This window comes from Luteibacter sp. 621, assembly GCF_050435445.1.
Classification (GTDB): domain Bacteria; phylum Pseudomonadota; class Gammaproteobacteria; order Xanthomonadales; family Rhodanobacteraceae; genus Luteibacter.
In genome coordinates this window covers 86,528-108,285 of the sequence record NZ_JBNDKI010000007.1, presented here as the reverse complement: position 1 = coordinate 108,285, position 21,758 = coordinate 86,528, and the positions used below count along the sequence as shown (strand labels likewise).

23 protein-coding genes are annotated in these 21,758 nt (G+C 64.7%); 10 read left to right on the top strand and 13 right to left on the bottom strand.

Annotated features, from left to right (window positions below):
- Position 1 precedes the first annotated feature (1 nt).
- On the bottom strand, positions 2-733 hold the full coding sequence (locus ABIE56_RS09940; RefSeq protein WP_429243654.1) for a helix-turn-helix transcriptional regulator: 732 nt from the start codon (positions 731-733) through the stop codon (positions 2-4).
- A gap of 194 nt (positions 734-927) precedes the next feature.
- Between ABIE56_RS09940 and ABIE56_RS09935 the strand changes: the two genes are divergently transcribed.
- Together ABIE56_RS09935 and ABIE56_RS09930 are read left to right on the top strand one after the other, a co-directional pair.
- Positions 928-1,317 (top strand): VOC family protein, encoded by a 390-nt coding sequence (locus tag ABIE56_RS09935; RefSeq protein ID WP_429243653.1) that lies wholly within the window; start codon positions 928-930, stop codon positions 1,315-1,317.
- A gap of 12 nt (positions 1,318-1,329) precedes the next feature.
- The gene (locus ABIE56_RS09930; protein ID WP_429243652.1) at positions 1,330-2,277 is read left to right on the top strand and encodes a D-2-hydroxyacid dehydrogenase family protein; all 948 of its coding nucleotides are present in this window, start codon (positions 1,330-1,332) and stop codon (positions 2,275-2,277) included.
- On the opposite strand, the gene ABIE56_RS09925 is transcribed toward ABIE56_RS09930, so the two are convergent.
- Positions 2,267-3,079 (bottom strand): DUF2884 family protein, encoded by an 813-nt coding sequence (locus ABIE56_RS09925; protein WP_429243651.1) that lies wholly within the window; start codon positions 3,077-3,079, stop codon positions 2,267-2,269. The two genes, ABIE56_RS09930 and ABIE56_RS09925, sit on opposite strands and share 11 nt — an antisense overlap.
- A 113-nt stretch (positions 3,080-3,192) precedes the next feature.
- The gene (locus ABIE56_RS09920) at positions 3,193-3,828 is read right to left on the bottom strand and encodes a response regulator (RefSeq protein WP_429243650.1); all 636 of its coding nucleotides are present in this window, start codon (positions 3,826-3,828) and stop codon (positions 3,193-3,195) included.
- 212 nt (positions 3,829-4,040) lie between these two features.
- Between ABIE56_RS09920 and ABIE56_RS09915 the strand changes: the two genes are divergently transcribed.
- Positions 4,041-4,262 carry a hypothetical protein gene (locus tag ABIE56_RS09915; protein ID WP_429243649.1) on the top strand — a complete coding sequence of 74 codons (222 nt, stop codon included), beginning with the start codon at positions 4,041-4,043 and terminating at the stop codon, positions 4,260-4,262.
- A 93-nt stretch (positions 4,263-4,355) separates the two neighbouring features.
- On the opposite strand, the gene ABIE56_RS09910 is transcribed toward ABIE56_RS09915, so the two are convergent.
- The 5 genes from ABIE56_RS09910 to ABIE56_RS09890 all read right to left on the bottom strand — a co-directional run bounded on the left by ABIE56_RS09910 (position 4,356) and on the right by ABIE56_RS09890 (position 7,350).
- Positions 4,356-4,790 carry a PA2169 family four-helix-bundle protein gene (locus ABIE56_RS09910; RefSeq protein ID WP_429243648.1) on the bottom strand — a complete coding sequence of 145 codons (435 nt, stop codon included), beginning with the start codon at positions 4,788-4,790 and terminating at the stop codon, positions 4,356-4,358.
- 66 nt (positions 4,791-4,856) lie between these two features.
- Entirely contained in the window at positions 4,857-5,609 is a 753-nt protein-coding gene (locus ABIE56_RS09905; protein WP_429243647.1) for a DUF2884 family protein, read from the bottom strand.
- A 59-nt stretch (positions 5,610-5,668) separates the two neighbouring features.
- The gene (locus tag ABIE56_RS09900) at positions 5,669-6,205 is read right to left on the bottom strand and encodes a hypothetical protein (protein WP_429243646.1); all 537 of its coding nucleotides are present in this window, start codon (positions 6,203-6,205) and stop codon (positions 5,669-5,671) included.
- Positions 6,206-6,207: 2 nt separating this feature from the next.
- Positions 6,208-6,732: a peroxiredoxin gene (locus ABIE56_RS09895; protein WP_429243645.1), complete on the bottom strand. Its 525-nt coding sequence runs from the start codon at positions 6,730-6,732 to the stop codon at positions 6,208-6,210.
- Positions 6,733-6,897: 165 nt separating this feature from the next.
- Complete coding sequence (locus tag ABIE56_RS09890) at positions 6,898-7,350, bottom strand: hypothetical protein (protein WP_247432453.1); 453 nt, start codon at positions 7,348-7,350, stop codon at positions 6,898-6,900.
- A gap of 195 nt (positions 7,351-7,545) precedes the next feature.
- Between ABIE56_RS09890 and ABIE56_RS09885 the strand changes: the two genes are divergently transcribed.
- Positions 7,546-7,959 (top strand): universal stress protein, encoded by a 414-nt coding sequence (locus tag ABIE56_RS09885; RefSeq protein WP_429243644.1) that lies wholly within the window; start codon positions 7,546-7,548, stop codon positions 7,957-7,959.
- A 106-nt stretch (positions 7,960-8,065) separates the two neighbouring features.
- On the top strand, positions 8,066-8,887 hold the full coding sequence (locus ABIE56_RS09880) for a ferritin-like domain-containing protein (RefSeq protein WP_429243643.1): 822 nt from the start codon (positions 8,066-8,068) through the stop codon (positions 8,885-8,887).
- 138 nt (positions 8,888-9,025) lie between these two features.
- Here ABIE56_RS09880 and ABIE56_RS09875 read toward each other — a convergent pair whose 3' ends face one another.
- Positions 9,026-9,739, bottom strand: coding sequence for a hypothetical protein (locus tag ABIE56_RS09875; protein ID WP_429243642.1), 714 nt, complete (start codon positions 9,737-9,739; stop codon positions 9,026-9,028).
- Positions 9,740-9,849: 110 nt separating this feature from the next.
- Here ABIE56_RS09875 and ABIE56_RS09870 point away from each other — a divergent pair, with 110 nt between their 5' ends.
- Positions 9,850-11,106 (top strand): MFS transporter, encoded by a 1,257-nt coding sequence (locus ABIE56_RS09870; RefSeq protein ID WP_429243641.1) that lies wholly within the window; start codon positions 9,850-9,852, stop codon positions 11,104-11,106.
- A gap of 25 nt (positions 11,107-11,131) precedes the next feature.
- On the top strand, positions 11,132-12,463 hold the full coding sequence (locus ABIE56_RS09865) for a thioredoxin family protein (protein ID WP_429243640.1): 1,332 nt from the start codon (positions 11,132-11,134) through the stop codon (positions 12,461-12,463).
- Positions 12,464-12,487: 24 nt separating this feature from the next.
- Here the strand turns inward: ABIE56_RS09865 and ABIE56_RS09860 are convergent, their stop codons facing one another.
- A complete protein-coding gene (locus ABIE56_RS09860) occupies positions 12,488-12,796 on the bottom strand; it encodes a DUF3247 family protein (protein WP_429243639.1) in 309 nt (102 codons plus the stop codon).
- 109 nt (positions 12,797-12,905) lie between these two features.
- On the opposite strand from ABIE56_RS09860, the gene ABIE56_RS09855 reads away from it, so the two are divergent.
- Together ABIE56_RS09855 and ABIE56_RS09850 are read left to right on the top strand one after the other, a co-directional pair.
- Positions 12,906-13,583 (top strand): glutathione S-transferase, encoded by a 678-nt coding sequence (locus tag ABIE56_RS09855; RefSeq protein WP_429243638.1) that lies wholly within the window; start codon positions 12,906-12,908, stop codon positions 13,581-13,583.
- A gap of 103 nt (positions 13,584-13,686) precedes the next feature.
- A complete protein-coding gene (locus ABIE56_RS09850) occupies positions 13,687-14,010 on the top strand; it encodes a hypothetical protein (protein WP_429243637.1) in 324 nt (107 codons plus the stop codon).
- A 56-nt stretch (positions 14,011-14,066) separates the two neighbouring features.
- Here the strand turns inward: ABIE56_RS09850 and ABIE56_RS09845 are convergent, their stop codons facing one another.
- The 3 genes from ABIE56_RS09845 to ABIE56_RS09835 form a co-directional block, all read right to left on the bottom strand.
- A complete protein-coding gene (locus ABIE56_RS09845; protein ID WP_429243636.1) occupies positions 14,067-14,414 on the bottom strand; it encodes a DUF4377 domain-containing protein in 348 nt (115 codons plus the stop codon).
- Between the two features lie 213 nt (positions 14,415-14,627).
- Positions 14,628-17,321 (bottom strand): pyruvate dehydrogenase (acetyl-transferring), homodimeric type, encoded by a 2,694-nt coding sequence (aceE, locus tag ABIE56_RS09840; RefSeq protein ID WP_429243635.1) that lies wholly within the window; start codon positions 17,319-17,321, stop codon positions 14,628-14,630.
- A 310-nt stretch (positions 17,322-17,631) separates the two neighbouring features.
- On the bottom strand, positions 17,632-19,929 hold the full coding sequence (locus ABIE56_RS09835; protein WP_429243634.1) for an NADP-dependent malic enzyme: 2,298 nt from the start codon (positions 19,927-19,929) through the stop codon (positions 17,632-17,634).
- Between the two features lie 217 nt (positions 19,930-20,146).
- Here ABIE56_RS09835 and ABIE56_RS09830 point away from each other — a divergent pair, with 217 nt between their 5' ends.
- Entirely contained in the window at positions 20,147-21,757 is a 1,611-nt protein-coding gene (locus tag ABIE56_RS09830; RefSeq protein ID WP_429243633.1) for a reprolysin-like metallopeptidase, read from the top strand.
- Position 21,758 lies beyond the last annotated feature (1 nt).

The following is a 21,758-nucleotide window of genomic DNA, read 5'->3' as shown; positions in this document are numbered from 1 at the left end:
CTTAAGCGTGGTGCAGCCGCCTGCGCCACGCTCCGGGCGGCATACCCACCAATCGGGCGAATACGCGGGTGAAGTGGCTTTGTTCCGAGAAGCCACAGATCAACGCCACATCAGTGAGCGAGACACTCGTATCAGGCAGCAGCGTCTTGGCGCGTTCCACACGACGCTGCAGGATCCATTGCCGTGGCGAAATGCCTTGGGTAATTCGAAACGCGCGCGTGAAGTGTCCCGCCGACATACCAAAAAGCGCTGCAACTTCCGCAGAAGTGAACGCGGCATCGAGTCGCTCCTCCATCCATGTCATCGCCCGTTCGCTCTGCCACGGGGCAAGGCCCCCAGGCACGCGCCAGGCGGCCGTATCGACCCGGCTGGGCGCATGCGCGGCCCTGAGCGCCAGCGCCACCTCGGCAAATACCGCACCGGCAAAGTCACGTTGATCCGCCAGCTTGGCCAGCAACGCACACAGTGTCGCCACCGGTGCGCGGCGCGTTCGGTCCACGCGCTCGGGGCACTCCCTCAGAAGAAGGCCCCAGTCCGCCTCGGCGGCGCCATAGGCCACCAGCATGGGCGACGTGCCCGCGCTACCGGGGTAGTCGAGCACATCGAGCGCCTCGCGCGCCCTTAGCGTTGCCAGTGTGCGGCTCAGGAAAGCATCGGAGCGGCACGTCGCCGACAGTCCATTGGGATCGACGAGGAAGCCGAGGCGGGGTTCTACAGGTGCAGCGAGTTGCATCAGTCGGTTAATCGTTGAAGCTAGCGCTCATCGTTACCGCAACGCGTTGCCTGCACAAGGAAAATGGCGTTGCCTATTGGGCAACGCCGCGTTTCCCGATCGGTGGGTGCAACGCAAACGACTTGCATGGACGGCGAATGCACTGCGGCGAGCTGGCGCATAATGGCATCTTCGATGTCCCCACGGAGCCCCCCATGCCCACACTCGGCGCTATCGCGTTCCTTGTCCACGACTACGACGACGCCATCGCCTTCTTCACGAAGGCGCTTCGCTTCGACCTTATCGAAGATACGCCGCAGGGCGATGGCAAGCGCTGGGTAACGGTTGCGCCGCGTGGTGCGCAGGGTACGCGGTTGCTGTTGGCACGCGCTATCAACGATGAACAGCGCGCGCATGTGGGCAAGCAGGGTGGCGGCCGCGTTTTTCTGTTCCTCGAGACGGACGACTTCGCAGGGGACCATGCGCACATGCTCGCGCACGGCGTGCACTTCCGCGAGGAACCGCGCCACGAAGTGTATGGCAGCGTGGTCGTGTTCGAAGACCTCTACGGCAATGGCTGGGATCTCATCCAGCCCAAGCGCTGAAGGAGCCGGACCATGAACGAGCGAATCCGCGTCGCGGTACTGGATGATTACCAGCACGTCGCAAGGCAGATGGCTGACTGGTCGCCCGTCGATGCCCTTGCGGATGTGGTCGTGTTCCACGACCACATCGATGACGAAGCGGAACTGGCCCGCCGGCTTGCCCCGTTCGATGTCGTCTGCGTGATGCGGGAGCGAACTGCCATGACGGCATCCCTCATAGGTGCCCTTCCCCGCCTCAAACTCATTGCCTCGACCGGCCGTGCTAACGCGTCTATCGATCTGGACGCTGCGGCCACGCGTCACGTTGAGGTCGTCCACACGAACTACGCATCGACGCCGACGATCGAGTTCACCTGGGCGGCGATCCTCGGCCTGGCGCGCAACCTCGCCAACGAGACGGCGTCGGTCCGTGCCGGGGGATGGCAGCAGGGCCTGGGCGTAGAGCTCGCGGGAAAGACCCTTGGCCTGCTAGGGCTTGGGCGCATCGGTTCTGCGGTCGCGCGCATTGGCCAGGCCTTCGGCATGAAGGTGATCGCCTGGAGCCAGAACCTCACAACCGAAGGGGCTGCAGAACACGGTGTCGAACGCGTAGAGAAGGATGTACTTTTCGCACGCGCCGATGTGCTCAGCATCCACGTACGCCTCAGCGAGCGCACGCTCGGGCTTGTTGGCGCCGTGCAGCTGGCGTTGATGAAGCCCACGGCACGGCTCGTGAACACATCGCGCGGCCCCATCGTCGATGAGGCCGCACTGGTGGACGCGCTAACGCATGGGAAGCTGGCGGGTGCGGCGATCGATGTCTACGATCCCGAACCGCTCGCCGCCGACCATCCCTTCCGCCGCCTGCCCAACGTGCTCGCCACGCCACATATCGGCTACGTCAGCGAAGAGATGTACCGCACCTTCTACGACGATACGGTGCGCAACGTGGTGGCATGGATCGGCCGGGTCAGAAGCTAGCGACGTTCTTGCCGTCCTTTTCCTTCGGCTTGATCGTCATCAGCTCGAGCGGCTTGCCATCCGGCAGGCGGATCTTCCAGCCCATCTGAAGGTCCGCCAGGTCGTTCAGGCGCGGGCAAATGCCATTGGCCCGCGCTTCCAGATCCTTCGAGCGCTTGTCCATTTCACGGTTAAGGCTCTTGTCCAGTGCGTTGGCCCTGGCGGTGAGCGCTTCGACCTTGGTGCTATCGCCGGACAGCGCCGCCGACACCGCACTAGAGGTCACCGAACCCACCAGTTCGCCCACGGAATCGGAGACCGATCCCGCCACTGTCTCGGTCATGCGGTCGGACGACCAGTGGCCGCTACCCACCCCCTCGTCGATCTCCTTCAGCGCCTGTGCCTGCTTGCGCTTCAGCTTGGCCAGGATGGCCTCGCGCTGGTCGGCGTCGGCAAAGGTCATGGTCACCGTGGTCATGGCGTCGAAGCCCATGGAGACGCCAGCACGGGACACCGCGGCGACCTCGGGGATCAACTTGCGTACCGTATCCTCGTAGCGGCGCAGGGCCTGCGCATCGCCGGCGGATACCGCCACATCGCGGCCATCCACCTTGAGCGCGCCATCGTGCAGGAAGATCTTTGCCGGGGTACCGTCCGTGCGGTGGAAGCTGAGCCCCGCCGGGGTCACATCCACGTCGTAGGGGGTGGCGTAATCGTGGTTGCAGCTATCCGTGCTGAAGTTGAAGTTGCCCGAAGCGTTGGCGGCGCCGGCGCTGAGCGCGAGGGCGGCGGCGAGGCCGGCAGTGGCGAACAGGTGGCGCATGGTCCTTCTCCCCAAGGTGGTCGCTGGCTCTGATGCCCGCGGCGCCCCTATGGTTTAAGCCTACCCAGGCCCGATTGCATGGGCAGATGGTCACCCCCTGACTTCCGGCAGGGTCAGGACGCGAGGCCGCGCTCCCGGGCGTACTCGGAAAGGCGGCTATCGTGGTCGATGCCCAGCTTGCGCATCGCATCGCGCTTCTGCCGGCTCACCGTTTTCACGCTGCGGCTCAGGCGGTCGGCGATCTGGGTGATCGACATGCCGCCCACATAAAGCCGGACCACTTCGATCTCGCGCGCGGAAAGATGCACGTCGGACAGTGGGTTCTCCACGTAGTACTCATCGAACTGCTGCCGGATGGTGTCGCTCAGGAAGGTCCGCCCCGCGACGGCGTGGCGAATGGCTACGGCCACTTCACGCAACGGCGCACGCTTGTCACACAGGCACGATGCTCCGCGGGCACGCATGGTCTGCAGCACCGCCGTGTTCGTAACCATGGTGAGGACCACGATGGGCAGGCGCGGATAACGACGACGAATCGTATCCAGGAGCAGCAAACCATCCCCATGCCGACCACCCGGCATCGAGAAGTCCGTGACAATGACATCGCATGGACGCGTCGCCAGCAGGTCGAGCAAGTGGTCGCCATTGGCGGCCTCGCCAATGACTTCGATGCCGGCAGCCTCCAGGGCCGCACGCGTACCCATGAGTACGACCGGATGATCGTCGGCAATGATCGTTCGCAGATGCATGGATTCGGCTGCCCTCCGTGAGCCCAATGCGTGGAGAGCGCGGAGAGTAGCGCAAACGCATACCTCTCACGGCAAACATGCCGCTAATGCATGACGTGACGACGATCACCTACGAATCGCCTCAACGATTGCGGCGATTTTTCAGACTAGTCTGATTTCTTTTGCCTGCGGCGCTCGTGATGCTGTAACGAGCGCACAAAGGATTCAAGCATATGAGCGGGCAATTCATCGAATATCACATCGCCGCCCTCGGTAATGCCTGGGGTATCTTTCGCGACGGCACGCAGATTGGCGTGCGCGAAGATGAAGCGGATGCGATCGCGTTCGCGAATTTCTTTGCTGATCGGGAGACGTTGATTGCGCCCGTTCCCGTGAGGGTGACGGCGGATGCGGGGTTGCATCGGGCGTTGAGAGAGCTGCGGGCTGCGGCTTAACCGCTTCGTTGGCTTTTCGCGTGCAAGCACGCTCCTACAGTTTTACGTAAACAGGCACGTTTACGTAAATGGGAACACGGACGATGCGACGGGTCAGCGGCCGGTGGCGCCACCCAGGTTGGTCATATCCAGGTGCAGCAGGCGCAGGCGGGCGATGTGCCGGCCGATGATGGCGCGATCGCTTGAGGAGGCCTCGAGGCGCAGGAAGACATCGAGCAGGCGGCGCTCCATCTGTTCCAGGGTGCGGATGTAGGTGACATCGGGATCGCTGGAGAGCTTGACCGAGGCTTCCATCATGGTGCGGCGAACACCGCTCATGGGTCCCCCAGCGCGGGCAGGCCGGCCGCCGGTGGCCTCCACCGATGCCTGCAGGTCGCCGGCGATGGTGGTGAGGGACTCGGCCGATTCTTTGAGGATCGCTTTCAGGCCGGGCTCCCGCACGCCCCGGGCCGCCTGTTCATACAGGTCACGATCCGCAATGACTCGGCGGATGAGGCCATTCACGACTCGGATCGAACTGCGTTCCATGGTGAAACGTTAGCGCTGCCGGACTTAGCCTCCCCTAAACGGAGACGCGGGCGGGTTATCCGCCGGTCATCCACCGGTCTCCAACAGGAGTAGGGGGCGACCCGAGGCGTCATGAAGGCCCGACTGCAGTTCTCCGAGCTGGCGAACCTGCGGGCAGAGGGCCTGCACTCGCGGCCTGAGGGCCGCCGTGACCTTGGCGGCCACCCTGCCCTGGGCCCCCGTGGACACCGAGCTGACCCGGTCACGCAGATCCGCGGCGCCCTGCAAGTCGCCGTTCATGGCCAGCTGCATGGCCTCGCTACCCACGTCCTGGGTAAGCAACGGCATGATGTCCGAGACGATTTCCTGGGCATATTCGCGCATGGCGTCCTCCTGCCAGTCGCGGGTGCTCTGGCTGGCGGCGATACGGCGCTTGATGTCGGCCACACGGGCATTAAGCACCCGGTCCAGCTCACCACTGGCCGCCGCACCCGGGGCGGCAGTGGCCGCTTCCTGGCGTACGGCCCGGGCGGCGATATCCACACCATCGCTGGCGATACCTTTCACCTTGGGCAGCAGGGCACGGACATTGGCCTCGAACAGGGAGACCCGATCCTGCTCATCGGGCCGCAATGTCACGGCGCGCCCATCGGTGCTGAGGCTGCCGTCGTGCATGCGCACACTCTTCGGGGCCACGTCGGCGCGGTCGAAGGACAGGCTGTCGGGGCGTACCGTGAGGTCGTACGTACTGGCCAGGTTGCAGGTGGTGCCCAGGTCCTGGGCAGCCGCGCCGCCCGCAAAGCAGGCGGCGACAGCCAGGGCGAACAGGCGTGCGGTCATCGGCGGTCCAGGTCGAAAGCCCTTCGATACCGCTGGCCGGGCGAATGCCCGCTGAACCATCACAGGATGGGGGCGGCGAACTGCTGGCGAACCCGCAGCGTACCCAGCACCCACGATAGCCACGCCAACACCGGTACCGACACCGCCTTCAGCAGCAAGCCGACGAACAGGATGTTGCGATGCTTGGTACCCGCAGCGAGCAGGTCGGGCGGAAGCCCGGCCTGGCCCAGCACCACGCCCAGTTGTTGCCATTGGCCGAACGCGATCCACGCGGTCCACGCGGCCCAGACGGCAAGCAGGACAGCGATGACCCGCATCACGCCACGGGCGCGTTCGCGCCAGCGCAGCGTGGAAAGCGCGATGGCCATGGTGATGAAAGCGGCCACGGCATAGCCGATAGACCAGGCCAGGGCGATCTTCGGGTTCATATCGGCGGCGACGGCATCGGACATGGCGATCACCGCCTGGCCGATCACGACGGCCGCATAGCCGTTGATTACGAAACCCACGGCGGCCAGCAACATCTCCAGCCACACGACGATGCGCCAGGGCGCGAACGGACGGCCCTGGCCCGGGCCCTTTTTAGCTTCGAACACGCTCAGGCGCCCTTGGCCTTCAGGGCGGCGATGTCAGCAAGCACCTGGCCGGAGTTCTTTTCCGGGTCCACGTCCTTGTACACCTTGACGATCTTGCCGCTGGGATCGATCAGGAAGGTTTCGCGACGGGCGTACTTCATGCCCATCTTTTCGGTGAGCACGCCATACGACGTGGCGACGGCGCTGTCGGCATCGGACAACAGCGGGAACGGCACGTGGTACTTCGCGGCGAACTCGGCGTGCGACTTCACGTCATCGAGGCTCACACCCAGCACCTGGGCGCCGGCCTTGTGCAGCTTGGCCGTGTCATCACGGTAGGTGCACACCTCGGTGGTGCAGCCGGCCGTAAAATCCTTCGGGTAGAAGTAGAGCACCAGCCACTGGCCCTTTTCGGTATCCAGGGTGTGCCACTTGCCATTCTGGTCCTGCAGCTTGAAATCGGGGGCCTTGTCGCCTTCGACGGGGGCAGCGGCCCAGGCCGTGGCGGTGACGAGGCAGAGGGCGACGAGGCTAAGGAAACGGCGCATGGGGAGGCAACCTCAGTGGGTGGGATCGCGTGAGTGTACTCGCCGCACCGCAAAGGTTGCGACGCCGCCCGGCTGTTGCAGGAGCGCGCTTGCGCGCGATGGGGCTGGCAACAAAAAGGGGCGCCCGTTCCGGGGCGCCCCTGGATCACGCGCAAGCCTGATCGATTACTTCAGGCGCTCGATCTCGAAGCTGCTCAGGTCGACACCGAGGTTGAAGCCGCGGCCCGTACCGGTGACGGCCAGCGAGACTTCGCCCTTGGTCATGGCGGCGCTCTCGGCGCTCTTGACCACGCCGGCATTGGCACCGCCGCTGGCATACGAGCCGTAGATCTCGCTGATGCCCTTGACGTTGGTGAACTCGCCCTTGCCACCTTCGATGCTGAACTTGCCGGCGGTGAGGCCACCGCCGCGGACGTGGATGATCACGTCGGCGCTCTGGCCGTTATCGCAGCGCACGTGGCCGCGGCCGTCGGCCTTCTTGTAGATCGCCGCCCAGCCCGAGGTGCTGAACGTCATGTGGCACTTGGTCGCCGCTTCCGCCGCCTGGGCCGGCTGGGCCGCGAAAGCCCCTGCTGCCGCCAGAGCCAGGACAGCCATTCCGGTAATGCGCTTGATCATTGGGGTTCTCCGTGTGTGTTTGGTGGCAGGAACTGCGGTGGAGGGATTCTCCACTCACGAATGTGAAGAAACACGGAGGCCCCGTCGGGCTGTTCAGGAATGAAACGGTTTGGTGGACCGGCCGTGAATCCACTCGCCGCGAACGCGCCACCGGCCTAACATCAGCCCAAGTCTCATGAAACAGGGAGCGCCACCATGCCCAAGCATGTCCTCGTGGGGTACGACGGCTCGGAAACGGCCCGCCGCGCCTACCTTTTCGCCCTGGAACTGGGGGCCTGCTCCGGCGCCCGGGTCTCGGTGGTTTCGGTCTACCAGATGGAAAACGGCGCCGATACCGCCGCCCTGATGATGGCGGACAACGCCCGCGAGCGCCTGGCCGCCATCCAGGCGGAGCTTGCCGGGCTCAAGGCCAGCCCTGGGGTCGAGGTCGATGTGCAGCTTGTCCACGGCAGCCCGGGGGATGCGTTGCTCACCTATGTGGCCCAGAACGGGGCCGACCACATCGTGATCGGCCACACCGAGCGGGGTGCCCTGGCCCGCTGGCTGGTCGGATCCACCTCCACGGATGTCCTGGCCAAGGCCCGGGTGCCGGTCACGGTGGTCCGCTAGGGCCCGCGGCATTTTGATCCAATAGCCACGTTGCCGTGGCTTTGTCACAATTCGGTCAGACGCCCCCCAGAGGGCGACCTGGATAAGCGATCGAGGAACACCAGCAGTGAGCTACGTTGCCACCTTGCCATGGACGCTCGAATCATTGGACTTTTCGCAGATCGACGTCTCGAAAGTCCGGGAAAACGAAGACCTTTTTTTTCTACTGTGCAGCTCGTCGTTCGTCGAAAGCGGCTCTGACCTTTACACGCACAACCTCGTCGACCATTTCGCGGGCGACGATGAACTCCAGGGGTGGCTGCGCGACCACTGGGAACACGAAGAGCTCCAGCACGGTCGCGCGCTGGCGGCCTACGTGCGCCATGTATGGCCCGAGTTCGATTGGGATACCGGGTTCAAGGCGTTCTTCGCCCATTACGGCTCGGTCTGTACGGCCGAAGAGCTGGAGCCCAACCGTGGCCTGGAGCTGGCCGCGCGCTGCGTGGTAGAGACCGGCACGGCCAGCCTCTACCGTGCGCTCAACGATGTGACGGACGAGCCGGTATTGCGCGACCTCACCAACCGCATCAAGAGCGATGAGGTGCGGCACTACAAGCACTTCTACCAGGCGTTCCGCATTTACCGCGAGCGCGACCGGATCAGCCGGTTCAGCACGTTGCGTACGCTGCTCAAGCGCCTGAGCGAGATCAAGAACGAGGACAGCGATATCGCGCTGCGCCACGTGTTCAACACGCGCTACCCGGACAAGGCCCACGACGATGCGGAATTCCGCCGCGTGACGACCAAGGCAGAAGGCATGTTGAAGCGGCATATCCCGGCGGAGATGACGGTGAAGATGCTTCTGCGGCCGCTGGATCTACCGGCGCGGGTGAACAACTTCCTTGAAAAGCCGCTTACGCGGATTACCGAAAAGCTTTTCCTGCATTAGGGAAAAGCATCGCGCGCGAGCGCGCTCCTACACAAGCACTGCGCAGGCTCTTGTAGGAGCGCGTTTGCGCGCGATCACGCCACAAGACCTGCGCAGGGCCTCGTAGGAGCGTGCTTGCACGCGATCACCCGAACGCGGTTATTTTTTCTTCTTCGGCAGATCCTGCCACTTCGCCGAGTCGTACCCTCCGGTTTCGAACACCAGCGTGGTCTCGCCGCGCGACACGGTCACGACGTTGATTTCCAGGCGCCTGGTGCCAGCCAGGTCTTTCAGGAACTGGGCATCGTTCCGGAACAGCAACGCCGGTTCGCCGGTCGGCGGACGGAACGCCTTGATCACCTTCGCCTTGCCATCGAAGCTGGCCTTGAGCGAGCAATCCCCCTTGCAGACGAAGCCCTTGCCGGCCACGGCATAGAGGAACACGCTCTGGCCCCAATCCGTATGCCGGCGCAGGATCAGGCGCACCTGCTCCTCACCCGTGGGGCGCGATGACTGGATGGTAGCCGTGCTCTGCGTACCGCCCTGCATGGGCGACACCTGGTACAGCCACAGCGCGGCCAGGCGGTTCTTTTCGGTGGTTTCCTTGAACGCCTTTTCCATGGGATCGAGCGTCTTCTTCACCTCGGCCGCCGCGGGCGAATCCGGATACTTGTCGAGGATCTCGTGCCCGGCCTGCACCGCAAGGCCATCGTTATGCAGCTTCAACAGCTGGTTGTAGGTCTCCAGCTTCTTCGCTGCCTCGGCGTTTGCATCCTCGGCGGGAGCCTGCTGTTGAGCGGCTTGCTGATCGGGCTGCTGGGAACACGCGCTGGCAAGCGCGGTAAGGGCGATGATGGCTGCGATACGGCGCATGATATTGCGATTCCCGGCATGAAAGGCCGTAGCTTCGCGCGCGAATGGCGCTACTGGCAAGGCATGGCATAAAACGGGCGTAAAATCGGCGGACGCCCCAAGGACGCCCCATGTCGTCGACTTCCCAAGAGACTTCCCTCCTCCGCTATCCGGCGTTCATCCAGTTCTGGTTCGCGAAGAACGCTTCAAGCTTCGGCTTCCAGATGATGTCTGTCGCCGTGGGCTGGCAGATCTACTCGATCACCGGCCGCGCGCTCGACCTGGGCCTGATCGGCCTTGTGCAGTTCATCCCTTCGGTGCTGCTCGCGCTCCCCGCCGGCCATGTCGCCGACCAGTTTGATCGCCGGCGTATCGTCCGCACATGCCAGGCGATTGAGTGGCTGGCCATCGCCCTGCTGGCGGCCTTCACCTACAGCGGCCATATTAACGAAGCCGGCATCCTCGCCCTGGTCTTCGTCGTGGGTGTCGCCAAGGCGTTTGAATTCCCGGCGATGCAGTCGATGCTGCCTGCGCTGGTGCCGCTCTCCATCCTGCCAAGGGCTACTGCCGCGAGCGCGGCCGCGGGCCAGGCGGCCATGATCGCGGGACCGGCGCTTGGTGGTCTGCTTTACGTGGCCGGCCCTGCGGTCGTGTATGGCGTTTCCGCATTCCTTTACCTCGGTGCGCTCGTCTTCATGTCGCGCCTGCGCTACGACCACGCGCCGCCGCGCCGCGAACCGGCCACGCTGAAGAGCCTCTTCGCGGGCGTCCATTTCATCCGCAGCCGGCCGGCCGTGCTGGGCGTGATCTCGCTCGACCTGTTCGCCGTGCTGTTGGGCGGTGCCACCGCCCTTCTTCCCATCTTCGCCAAGGACATCCTGCATACCGGCCCCTGGGGCCTGGGCCTGCTCCGCGCGGCACCGGCGGTCGGGGCCCTGCTGATGTCGATCTGGCTGTCGTCGCATAGCCTGAAGCGACGCGTGGGCCCGATCATGTTCGCGTCCGTCGCGGGCTTCGGGGTGGCCACGCTGGTGTTCGCCGTATCGACCTCGCTATGGCTCTCCATGGGTGCGCTGTTCGCCCTCGGCGCGTTCGACATGGTCAGCATGGTGATCCGCGGCGCCCTGGTGCAACTGGATACGCCCGACGACATGCGCGGGCGTGTCAGCGCGGTCAATGCCATCTTCATCAATACCTCCAACCAGCTGGGCGAGTTCGAGTCCGGCATCCTTGCCGCCGCCCTGGGAGCGGTCAACGCCACCCTGATCGGCGGCATCGGCACCCTGGTGGTGGTGGGCCTTTGGATGTGGTGGTTCCCCTCCTTGCGCCACCGCCAGGGCCTGGTCGAGGACCCCGAGCCGGTCGAGGGCGCCAGCAGCACGATCTGACACGGCTCAAGAAACGTGGTATGACATGGACGTCTATACCGCCAAGGGGAAGTTCGTCATGAAGTACGTGCTCGCCGCCGCCCTGCTCGCCGCCACCGCACCCGCGTGGGCAGCGCACGAAGGTCCTGCCAGTCTCGATGCCGCCCTTGCCCAGGGCAAGCGCGAGCACAAACCGGTCCTTGTCGATTTCCAGGCGGTGTGGTGTTACTCGTGCTACTTCATGGCCAGCCACGTGCTCAACGGCAAGGAATGGGACGACCTTTCGAAGAAGGTAGTGTTCTACGAAGCCGACGCGGATAAGCCGGCCGACCAGGCCTACATGAAAAAGTGGACGGTGCATTTCCTGCCCACGTACGTCGCGATTGGCCCGGATGGCGAAGAGCTGGGTCGCATCCTCGCCGAGCGCCCACGCGACAAGTTCTACCCCGAGATCAACGGCATCCTCTCGGGCGACGCGAAGCTTTCGAAGCTGAAGGCGGACGCCACGAAGGGATCCATGGCCGCCGTGGCCGAGGTGCTTGAGACCTACAACCTTCGCTACGCCGGCACCGAAGGCATGGCCTGGTTCGACACATTGCCGCCGATGGTTCGCAACGTATCGGACAAGGACAAGCGTGTTGCCGTGGCGAAGCAGCGCTTGTTGCTCCTGCAGGCCAAGGCCAACAAGGACAATGCGGGTATCAGCGATGCGGCCACCAAGCTGCTCGCGAGTGACATCGGTTGCGACCGCGCCTATGTGCTCGATGACCTGATCGGTGCCACCGAATCGCAAGCGCCTGACGCCCGGAAGGCCCTGCTCAGCCCGCAGAAGGTGACTTACGACCAGTTCCTGTCCACGCAGGTTTTCTCGCCTTCCCCCGCGTGCGCCGATGAACGCAGCTCAGTACTCACTGGCGCCGACCTGGATGCGGCGATTGGCGATACGGCGGCCGAACAGGCCGTGCTTCGCAAAGGCGTCGATTCCAGCAAGGCCAAACTGCACGGCGATCTGAAGAGCGATCGCAATGCGGCGGATAACCTTCGCGTGTACCTCGTCCGCGCCAAGGCCGGCGATGAGCTGGATACGCTGGAGAAGCAGCTGATCGCCGCCTATCCGGAAGACTACGTCTACAACTATCGCTATGGCCGCCGGCTGGTGGAAAGCGGAAAGGCGGCGGATGGCTTGCCTTACCTGGAAGCCGCCGCGAAGAAAGCTTACGGCGCGAATCGCTTTGCCGTCGCGACGTATCGGGTGAAGGCGCTACGCGCGCTCAACCGCGATGACGAGGCGAAGAAGCTGGTTGCGCAGACCGTTGCCGCGGATGGCAAGGCGTTCCCGGAGCAGACGAAGAAGCTGGAAGATACGTTGAAGTCGTAAGTCGCGACCTCAAGGCACGCGCGCTTAGGTTTGCGACGTGCCGTAAACCACGCTGTCCAGGTGCTCCACCCGGGCGATGGTGTCCAGCGACACCATCGCCGACCAATCCGGCTTGTCGTTGTCGATCAACTTCACCACGCCGTTGACGCCTTCCACCCCTCCGGCATCGACGAAGTTCTGCACGGTGGGTACCACTGCGACGATACCGGTCATGCTCGATCCATCACGCAGATGCACCCGTACCTTGGCGTTATCCCTTAGTTCGCCCACAAGCGCCTGCAGGCGCTGGATGGACCCCTGGTCGGTGTGAACGGTATCGGCTTCGCGGCTCATGGCACGGCTCCTGTAGTGAGCAGGCTCCCGACGCTACTCCCCCGGCGTCGATGGAATGTGGACGTTCTGCACTGGTACGCTGCGCGCGCCCTTTCCTTCCGAGCACGCCATGATCGTTGTCCACCACCTGAACAACTCCCGGTCCCAGCGCGTGCTGTGGCTGCTTGAGGAGCTTGGCCTGCCCTACGAGATCAAGCGCTACGAGCGTGACCCAAAGACCATGTTGGCCCCCAAGGCGCTGCGCGACATCCACCCGCTGGGCAAATCGCCCGTCGTGGTCGATGGCGACCTGGTGCTCGCGGAATCCGGCGCGATCGTGGAATACCTTGTTGATCGCTACGGCAACGGCCGCCTGAAGCCGGCGCCCGGCACGCCAGAGAGCCTGCGCTTCACCTACTTCATGCACTACGCCGAGGGCTCGGCCATGCCGCCCCTGCTGCTCAAACTCGTCTTCGTACGCATGGAGACGGCCCCGGTGCCGTTCTTCGCCAAGCCCGTGGCCCGCATGCTCGCCCGGGGCGCCCAGAAGGCCTTCGTGGATCCGCAGCTCAAAACCCACCTCGATTACCTCGAAGGCGAAATCGGCAAGACCGGCTGGTTCGCCGGCACGGAGTTCACCGCCGCCGATATCCAGATGAGCTTCCCGATCGAGGCCGCGTCCAGCCGCGGCGGCCTGGATACGTCCCGCCCCCACCTGTGGGCCTGGCTGCAGAAGATCCACGCGCGCCCCGCGTTCCAGGCCGCGCTCGCACGTGGCGGGGAGTACGCGTTCGCGTCCCCGCGATAACGCTGAACGCCGCTCAACCCGCGGCGCGGGTGTTTACACGGCAATCACGGACCGGCCAGCAAAGTCGTTACCCAACCGTAACGCCCGCAGAGGAAGCCATCCGATGAGCAGAAACCGCGAATTCGCGCGTCAGGTCGAGAGCGCCGTCAACGGTGTATCGGGTCGCGTCCGCCACTACGGCGATGAAGCCTACGACACCGGCCGCGATCTCCTTGACCGCACCCGCCGCGTCACTAACAAGTTCGCCCGCAAGAACAACGGCCAGAAGCTCCGCTACATGGCGGAAGATTTCGCCGACGAGGCGACCTACCAGTACCGCCGCCTGCGCAAACAGGTACGCCGCAACCCGGCCATCACCATCGGGATCGCCGCCGCGGCCATCGGCACCTTCCTGCTCATCCGTCACGCACTGCGCGACGACGATTGAACCTGTCGCTAGGGACAGGGGAAGGCCGGGAGCGATCCCGGCCTTTTTTTCTGCGTTCACGGCACCGGTGATTTATCCACCGGGTGCTGCTCCACGATCTTCTCCACGCGCCAGTGGATGCGCGATGCATCGGCGGGTGGATTCTTCACTTCGAGTTCGGTGATCTTCACCAGGTACTCGTTGCCCGGCTTCCAGTCAAAGTTTTCCACCGGCGCGTAGTTCAGCTGCCACGGCTGGTTCGGTTGCTCGCGATATTGCAGGCACTCGGTTTTCATGACGCCGACGCTGCACGGCGCTTTCTCCCCTGAAATGTACACAAGACGCTCGCGCGAACCGTGGTGATCGCCCGTCGTGGCGCAGGCGGCAAGGGCCAGGGTGGCCAGGGGAATCAGAGCGTGGCGCATGGGCGGCGTTTCCTGGAAAGCTGGGATCAGGAATACCAGCAACGCGCTCAGAACTCCATGCACGGGATGTGACGTGGGTGCATGTTGGTACGGGCCGCGTAACCACCTTGTACGCTGATCGCGCGCAAGCGCGCTCCTACGGGGCGCGGGCATGCCTGCGCCGGATCCACTAACTGCTGGACAAAAAAAAGGGCGCCGGAGCGCCCTTTTCTCTTATGCGTACAGCGGATTCGGCTTGTCCTGGTCCAGCTTGTATTCCTTGATGGCGCGGCTGACGTCCTTCGCGTTCACCTTGCCGTCCTTCGCGAGGGCGGCCAGGGCGGCGTGGGCGATCCAGTAGCGGTCCACTTCGAAATGGCTGCGCAGGTTCGCGCGGGTATCGCTGCGGCCGTAGCCGTCGGTACCCAGCACCGTGTAACGCATGCCGTCCGGCATGAACGCACGCACCTGGTCGGCGAACTCACGAACGTAGTCCGTCGCCGCGATAGCCGGGCCCTGGCGATCGGCGAGCAGGCCGGTGATGTACGGGACGCGCTGTTCCGATTCCGGATGCAGGCGGTTCCAGCGCTCGGCATCGAAGCCATCGCGGCGGACTTCCGAGAAGCTCGGCACCGACCAGATATCGGCGCTGACGCCGAAATCCTTCTCCAGCAGTTCGGCGGCGGCGATCACTTCGCGCAGGATCGTGCCCGAACCCAACAGCTGCACGCGCGGCTCGTTCTTCTTCGCCTTGCCCGCATCCTTGAACAGGTACATGCCCTTGATGATGCCTTCCTCGCTGCCCTTGGGCATGTCGGGGTGGGCATAGTTTTCGTTCATCACCGTCAGGTAGTAATAAACGTCTTCCTGCTCCTGCATCATGCGGCGGGTGCCATCCTGCAGGATGACGGCCAGCTCGTAGGAGAAGGTCGGGTCGTACGAGACCACGTTCGGGATCGCACCGGAGAGCAGGTGCGAGTGGCCATCTTCGTGCTGCAGGCCTTCGCCGTTCAGCGTGGTGCGGCCCGAGGTGCCACCGATGAGGAAGCCACGCGCGCGCATGTCGCCGGCGGCCCAGCACAGGTCGCCGATGCGCTGGAAGCCGAACATCGAGTAGTAGATGAAGAACGGCAGCATGGCCACGTTGCTGATGCTGTAGCTGGTGGCAGCGGCCAGCCAGGCGCTCATGCCGCCGGCTTCGCTGATGCCTTCCTGCAGCACCTGGCCCTTCTGGTCTTCACGGTAATACAGCAGCTGGTCGGCATCCTGCGGGCGGTACTTCTGGCCGAACGGCGCATAGATACCGATCTGGCGGAACATGCCTTCCATGCCGAAGGTGCGGGCTTCATCGGCCACGATCGGCACGATGCGCGGGCCCAGCTCCTTGTCGCGCAGCATGAGGTTCATGCCACGGACCAGCGCCATGGTCGTGGAGATCTCGCGATCGCCCGTACCCTTGGTGATCTGCTCGAAGGCCTCCAGCGCCGGTGCGCTGAACGACTTATCGGCCTTGCGGCGACGCTGCGGCAGCGCACCGCCAAGTGCGCGGCGGCGCTCGAGCATGTACTGCACTTCCTCCGAGTCCTTGCCCGGGTGGTAGTACGGCACTTCTTCCAGCTTGTCGTCGGACACCGGGATGTTGAAGCGATCGCGGAAGGCGCGGATCGCGTCGGTGTCCATCTTCTTCTGGTTGTGCGCCGGGTTCTGCGATTCGCCAGCGGCGCCCATGCCGTAGCCCTTCACCGTCTTGGCGAGGATCACGGTCGGCATGCCCTTGGTGTTCACGGCGGCGTGGTACGCGGCGTACACCTTGTGCGGATCGTGGCCACCGCGGTTCAGGCGCCAAATGTCGTCATCGGACATGTTGGCGACGAGCGCGGCCGTCTCCGGGTACTTGCCGAAGAACTTTTCACGCGTGTAGGCGCCACCGAAAGCCTTGCAGGCCTGGTACTCGCCATCGACGGTTTCCATCATGAGCTGGCGCAGCTTGCCCGAGGTGTCACGGGCGAGGAGCGGATCCCAGTAGCTGCCCCACACCACCTTGATGGCGTTCCAGCCGGCGCCACGGAACACGCCTTCCAGCTCCTGGATGATCTTGCCGTTGCCGCGCACCGGGCCATCCAGGCGCTGCAGGTTGCAGTTGATCACGAAGATAAGGTTATCGAGGCCTTCGCGGCCGGCCAGCGCGATGGCGCCGAGCGATTCCGGCTCGTCCGATTCACCGTCGCCCATGAAGCACCAGATCTTGCGATCGGACTTCGGAATGAGGCCACGGTGCTCCAGGTACTTCCAGAACTGCGCCTGGTAGATGGCCTGGATAGGGCCAAGGCCCATGGAGACGGTCGGCACCTGCCAGTAATCCGGCATGAGGTACGGGTGCGGGTACGACGACAGGCCCTTGCCCTTGCCGGCCACTTCCATGCGGAAGAGGTCCATCTGGTCTTCGCTGAGGCGGCCTTCGAGGAAGGAGCGCGCGTAGACGCCCGGGGCGGAATGGCCCTGGTGGAAAATCAGGTCGCCCGGGTGGTCTTCGCTCGGGGCGCGCCAGAAGTGGTTGAAGCCCACGTCGTACAGGGTGGCCGACGAGGCGAAGCTCGAGATGTGGCCGCCCAGGTCGCCCGGCTTGCGGTTGGCGCGCACCACGGTGGCCAGCGCGTTCCAGCGGATCAGCGAGCGGATGCGCCATTCGATGGCGGCATCGCCCGGGCTGCGCGCTTCCATGTGCGACGGGATGGTGTTGACGTATTCCGTGGTCGGGTCGAACGGCAGGTAGCCGCCCGCGCGACGGGTGGAATCGACCATCTTCTCCAGGAGGTAATGGGCGCGTTCCGTGCCATCGTGGTTGATGACCGCGTTAAGCGATTCGACCCATTCCCGGGTTTCGGTGGGGTCGAGGTCCTGGTTGAGCACGTCGTCGATCTGGTCCATGGAAGCTCCGGCTGCGCCCTTGGCGCGCACATGGGGGACTGAAAGAGCCGCTGGGGTGCGGGAAAACCTGCTGATGATATCGCATCGATCCGGCATACGCGGCCGTACGGCCCACCTGAATCGATCAAAATTGACATAACTGTTTTGTGGGCGCGGGGTTAGGCCACCTGTAGGAGCGGGGGGGGGGGGGGGGGGGGGGGGGGGGGGGGGGGGGGGGGGGGCGCCCCCCCCCGCGCGGGCGGGGGGGGGGGGGGGGGGCGCCCGCCCCCCCCCCCCCCCCCCCCCCCGCTCCTACAGGTAGATCAATAACTTATGGCTGGCGAACCTTGGGGGCGCCCGCGCGGATCTGGGCCTCTACGCAGGCGACCGAGGTCATGTTCACCACCCGGCGGACCGTGGCCTGCGGGGTGAGGATGTGGGCCGGCTTGGCGACGCCCATGAGGATCGGGCCGATCACCACGCCATCGCACAGCACGCGGACCATGTTGTAGGCCGTATTGGCCGCATCCAGGTTCGGGAACACGAACACGTTGGCCTTACCCTCCAGGCGCGAGTTCGGGAAGATCCGCTCGCGCAGCTCGGGGGTGAGCGCCACGTCGGCCTGCATCTCACCTTCCACTTCCAGCTTGGGCACGCGCTCGCGAATCAGGCTCAGCGCTTCGCGCATCTTGCGCGAGTTGCGTGTTTCGCGGCTGCCGAAATTGGAGTTCGACAGCAGCGCGATCTTCGGCTGGATGCCGAACAGCTTCAGGCGCAACGACGCCTGCAGGGTCGCTTCGGCGATCTGCTCGGCGGTCGGGTCTTCCTGCACGTACGTATCAAGGAAGAAGAACGTGCCCTTGTCCGTCGCGACGGCGGCCATGGCCGAGGCTTCGCACACGGTTTCATCCAGGCCGATGATGTCGCGGATGTAATCGAGTTTGCTCTGGTAGGTACCCACCAGGCCGCAGATCATGGCATCGGCTTCACCGCGCTCGACCATCAGGGCCGCGATCACGGTAGGACGCGAACGCACCACCGCCTTCGCGGAGGCCGGCGTGACACCGCGGCGTTCCATGATCGAGTGGTAAAGCTTCCAGTAATCTTCGAAGCGCGGATCGGAGTGGATGTTGCACATCTCGAAATCCACACCCGGTTTCAGGCGCAGGCCGGCACGCGCGATGCGCTTTTCGATGACATCGGGGCGGCCCACCAGAATGGGACGAGCCAGGCCCTCATCGACCACGGTCTGCACCGCGCGCAGCACGGTTTCTTCCTCGCCTTCGGCATAGACCACGCGCTTCGGGTCCGCCTTCGCGCGATCGAACACCGGCTTCATCAGCAGGCCCGTGCGGAACACGAAACTCGTAAGTTTCTCAATGTAGGCCGGGAAATCCTCGATGGGGCGCTCTGCCACGCCGGAATCCATGGCCGCCTGGGCGATCGCCGGCGGCAGCTGGATCAGCAGGCGCGGATCGAACGGCTGCGGGATGAGGTATTCAGGGCCAAAGCTCGGCGGCTTGCCGCCGTAGGCGCGCGCGCTCACATCGGAGGCTTCGCGGCGCGCCAGCTCGGCGATAGCCTTTACGCAGGCCACTTTCATCTGTTCGTTGATCACCGATGCGCCGACATCCAGCGCGCCGCGGAACAGGTACGGGAAGCACAGCGCGTTGTTCACCTGGTTCGGGTAATCCGAACGGCCCGTCGCCATGATGCAGTCCGGGCGCACGGCCTTGGCGTCTTCGGGAAGGATTTCCGGGTTCGGGTTGGCCAGGGCGAAGATGATCGGGCGGTCGGCCATCGTGGCGACCATCTCCGGCTTCAGGATGCCGCCGGCAGAAAGGCCCAGGAAGATGTCCGCGCCTTCGACGATCTCGGCCAGCGTGCGCTTGGTGGTATCGCGCGCATATCGCTGCTTGTCCGGATCGAGGTCGGTACGACCGGTGTGCAGCACGCCGTCGCGATCGAATGCCAGGATGTTTTCCGGCTTCAGGCCCAGCGTCACGAGCATGTCGACGCAGGAGATGCCTGCCGCGCCCATGCCGGTGGTCGCGAGCTTCACGTCCTCGATCTTCTTGCCGGTGACGAGCAGCGCGTTGATGACCGCCGCGCCGACAATGATTGCGGTGCCGTGCTGATCGTCGTGGAACACCGGGATCTTCATGCGCTCGCGCAACTTGCGCTCAACGACGAAGCATTCCGGCGCCTTGATGTCTTCAAGGTTGATGCCACCGAAGGTCGGCTCGAGGCTCGCGATGATATCGACGAGCTTGTCCGGATCGGTTTCGTTGATCTCGATATCGAACACATCGATGCCGGCGAACTTCTGGAACAGTACGCCCTTGCCTTCCATCACCGGCTTGCTGGCCAGTGCGCCGATGTTGCCCAGGCCAAGCACCGCTGTGCCGTTGGTGATGACCGCGACCAGGTTGGAGCGCGCGGTGAGATCGGCGGCTTCACGCGGATCGGCCACGATGGCATCGCACGCGGCGGCAACGCCAGGCGAATACGCGAGCGACAGGTCGCGCTGGGTGAGCAGCGACGTGGTCGGCGTGACCTTGATCTTGCCCGGACGGGGAAGGCGGTGGTACTCGAGGGCGGCTTGCCTCAGTTCCTCTGAAATGGCCATGGGATCCTGTGGGACTGATAGGTAGCAGGGGCGCGGCCCGGCCGCGCGGCAGACCCCGATGTTAACACCGCGCCAGCGCCCGCCATGTGCCGCGGTGTGTTGCTTTGCGACAAGCTGTGATACGCAAGGCCTACGCATCATCGGGTTGCATACCTGCATTGCGGAACCGTGCGCCTGCGTACGCTGGATCGCCTCCCACAGACGCCAAGAGGCCACCATGCGACGCCATTTATACGCACTCCTGCTGCTCCTTCCGTGGCCGTGCGCCGCCACCACCCACGGGCTCGACGAAGCGCGCGCCCGGCTGTTTGCACTGCCCGCCGACGGCAAGGCCAGCGCCGTCGTCTCGCTACCGCTGCGTGACGGGACGAAATCAGCGTTCACCCTCATGGATTCGCGCACGTTGCCACGCGACCTCCTGCGTCGCTTCCCTGCCCTGCGCAGCTTCCGTGGCAACGATGCGGCAGGGCGCGGCGCGCGGCTGGACTACGCCAGCGGCATCGCCCGGCTGAGCGTCCGCCAGGTGGACGGCCAGTGGTGGCAAACCGACCTGGCGCAGCCTTCAACGGCCGCGCAAGACACGAGCCGGGCCGGGCAGGCACGAGCGTCCCGTCAGGTCGCGGCAACGCCCGCGTTGGGCGTATCGTCCTCCGGCAACGTCAGGTATGAATTCCGCCTGGCACTGGCTGCCGGCAGTCAGTTCGTCGCGGCCCACGGTGGCACCCCGGAAGCGGCCCTGGGTGCGGTGGTGCACATCGTGAACCGGGCCAACGAAGTGCTCGAAAACGACCTTGGCGTACATCTCACCCTGGCAGCGCACAACGACCGACTGATGGTGGCCGACACCGAGGGCGATCCACTGCGCCACGGTGAACCGCGCACGGCCGCCGTGAACCTCATCGACCACCGCCTGCCCGCCACCGCGTACGACCTGGGCCACGCCTTGCTCAGCCTCGATGGCGGCGAAGCTGACACGGGGACGTCATGCAGCGATGCGCAGGATGCGGATTACCTCGCCACCCACAAGGCCGCCGCATGGAGTGGTGGTGCAGATCCCGACGCCGCATTTGCTAACTTCCTGCTGGTGCTTGGCAACCAGCTAGGCGCGCCGTTTCGCGAGAATCGCTGCTGGCAGTGCATGGCGTTCGATGGCGCCAGCATCGCCCGGGTACGCACCTGGCTTGCCTCACGTGGCGGTCGTTGCGCGAAGAAATACGTCGTCGGCGCAGCCGCGCCGTGGATCGATCCCGAACCGCTGGCCGAGCCCATGGTCATTCCGGCACGCACGCCGTTCTGGCTGGATGCGGTCGTGGAGCCGGGCACGCCCGGGCGCCGTCTCTCCTATGCCTGGGACGATATCGATCCGCAGCCACGGTTCCGGTCGGCCGCACCGGGGCCATTTGCCCGGCGGGAGTTCGCCGCGCAGCTTCCCACCGATTCGCGCTGGCTAGCGTTCAGGCTGACGGTGCGCGACAACGCGGGTGAAACCGCTACCGTCGCCAGCGAAGACACCCGTGTGCAGGTAGTGGATACAGGACGCGCTTTTGCCATGGAGCCGGTACCCGATGGCATTGCAGGCCAGCCACTGGGCATCCGCTGGGACCCGGCAGGGACTACGCTTGAGCCCATTTCCTGCCACTTTCTGGACGCATCGCTTTCGCGCGATGGCGGGATGAGCTGGCAGGTGATCGCGCGCGACCTGGGCAATAGCGGAAGCGCGGCTATCGTGCTCCCGAAGGATGCGGCCTCAACCGACGCCCGCCTGCGCCTTTCCTGCGACTGGCGCCCGTTCTTCGCGGAATCGCCCGAACCCTTCCGTATCCGCTGAC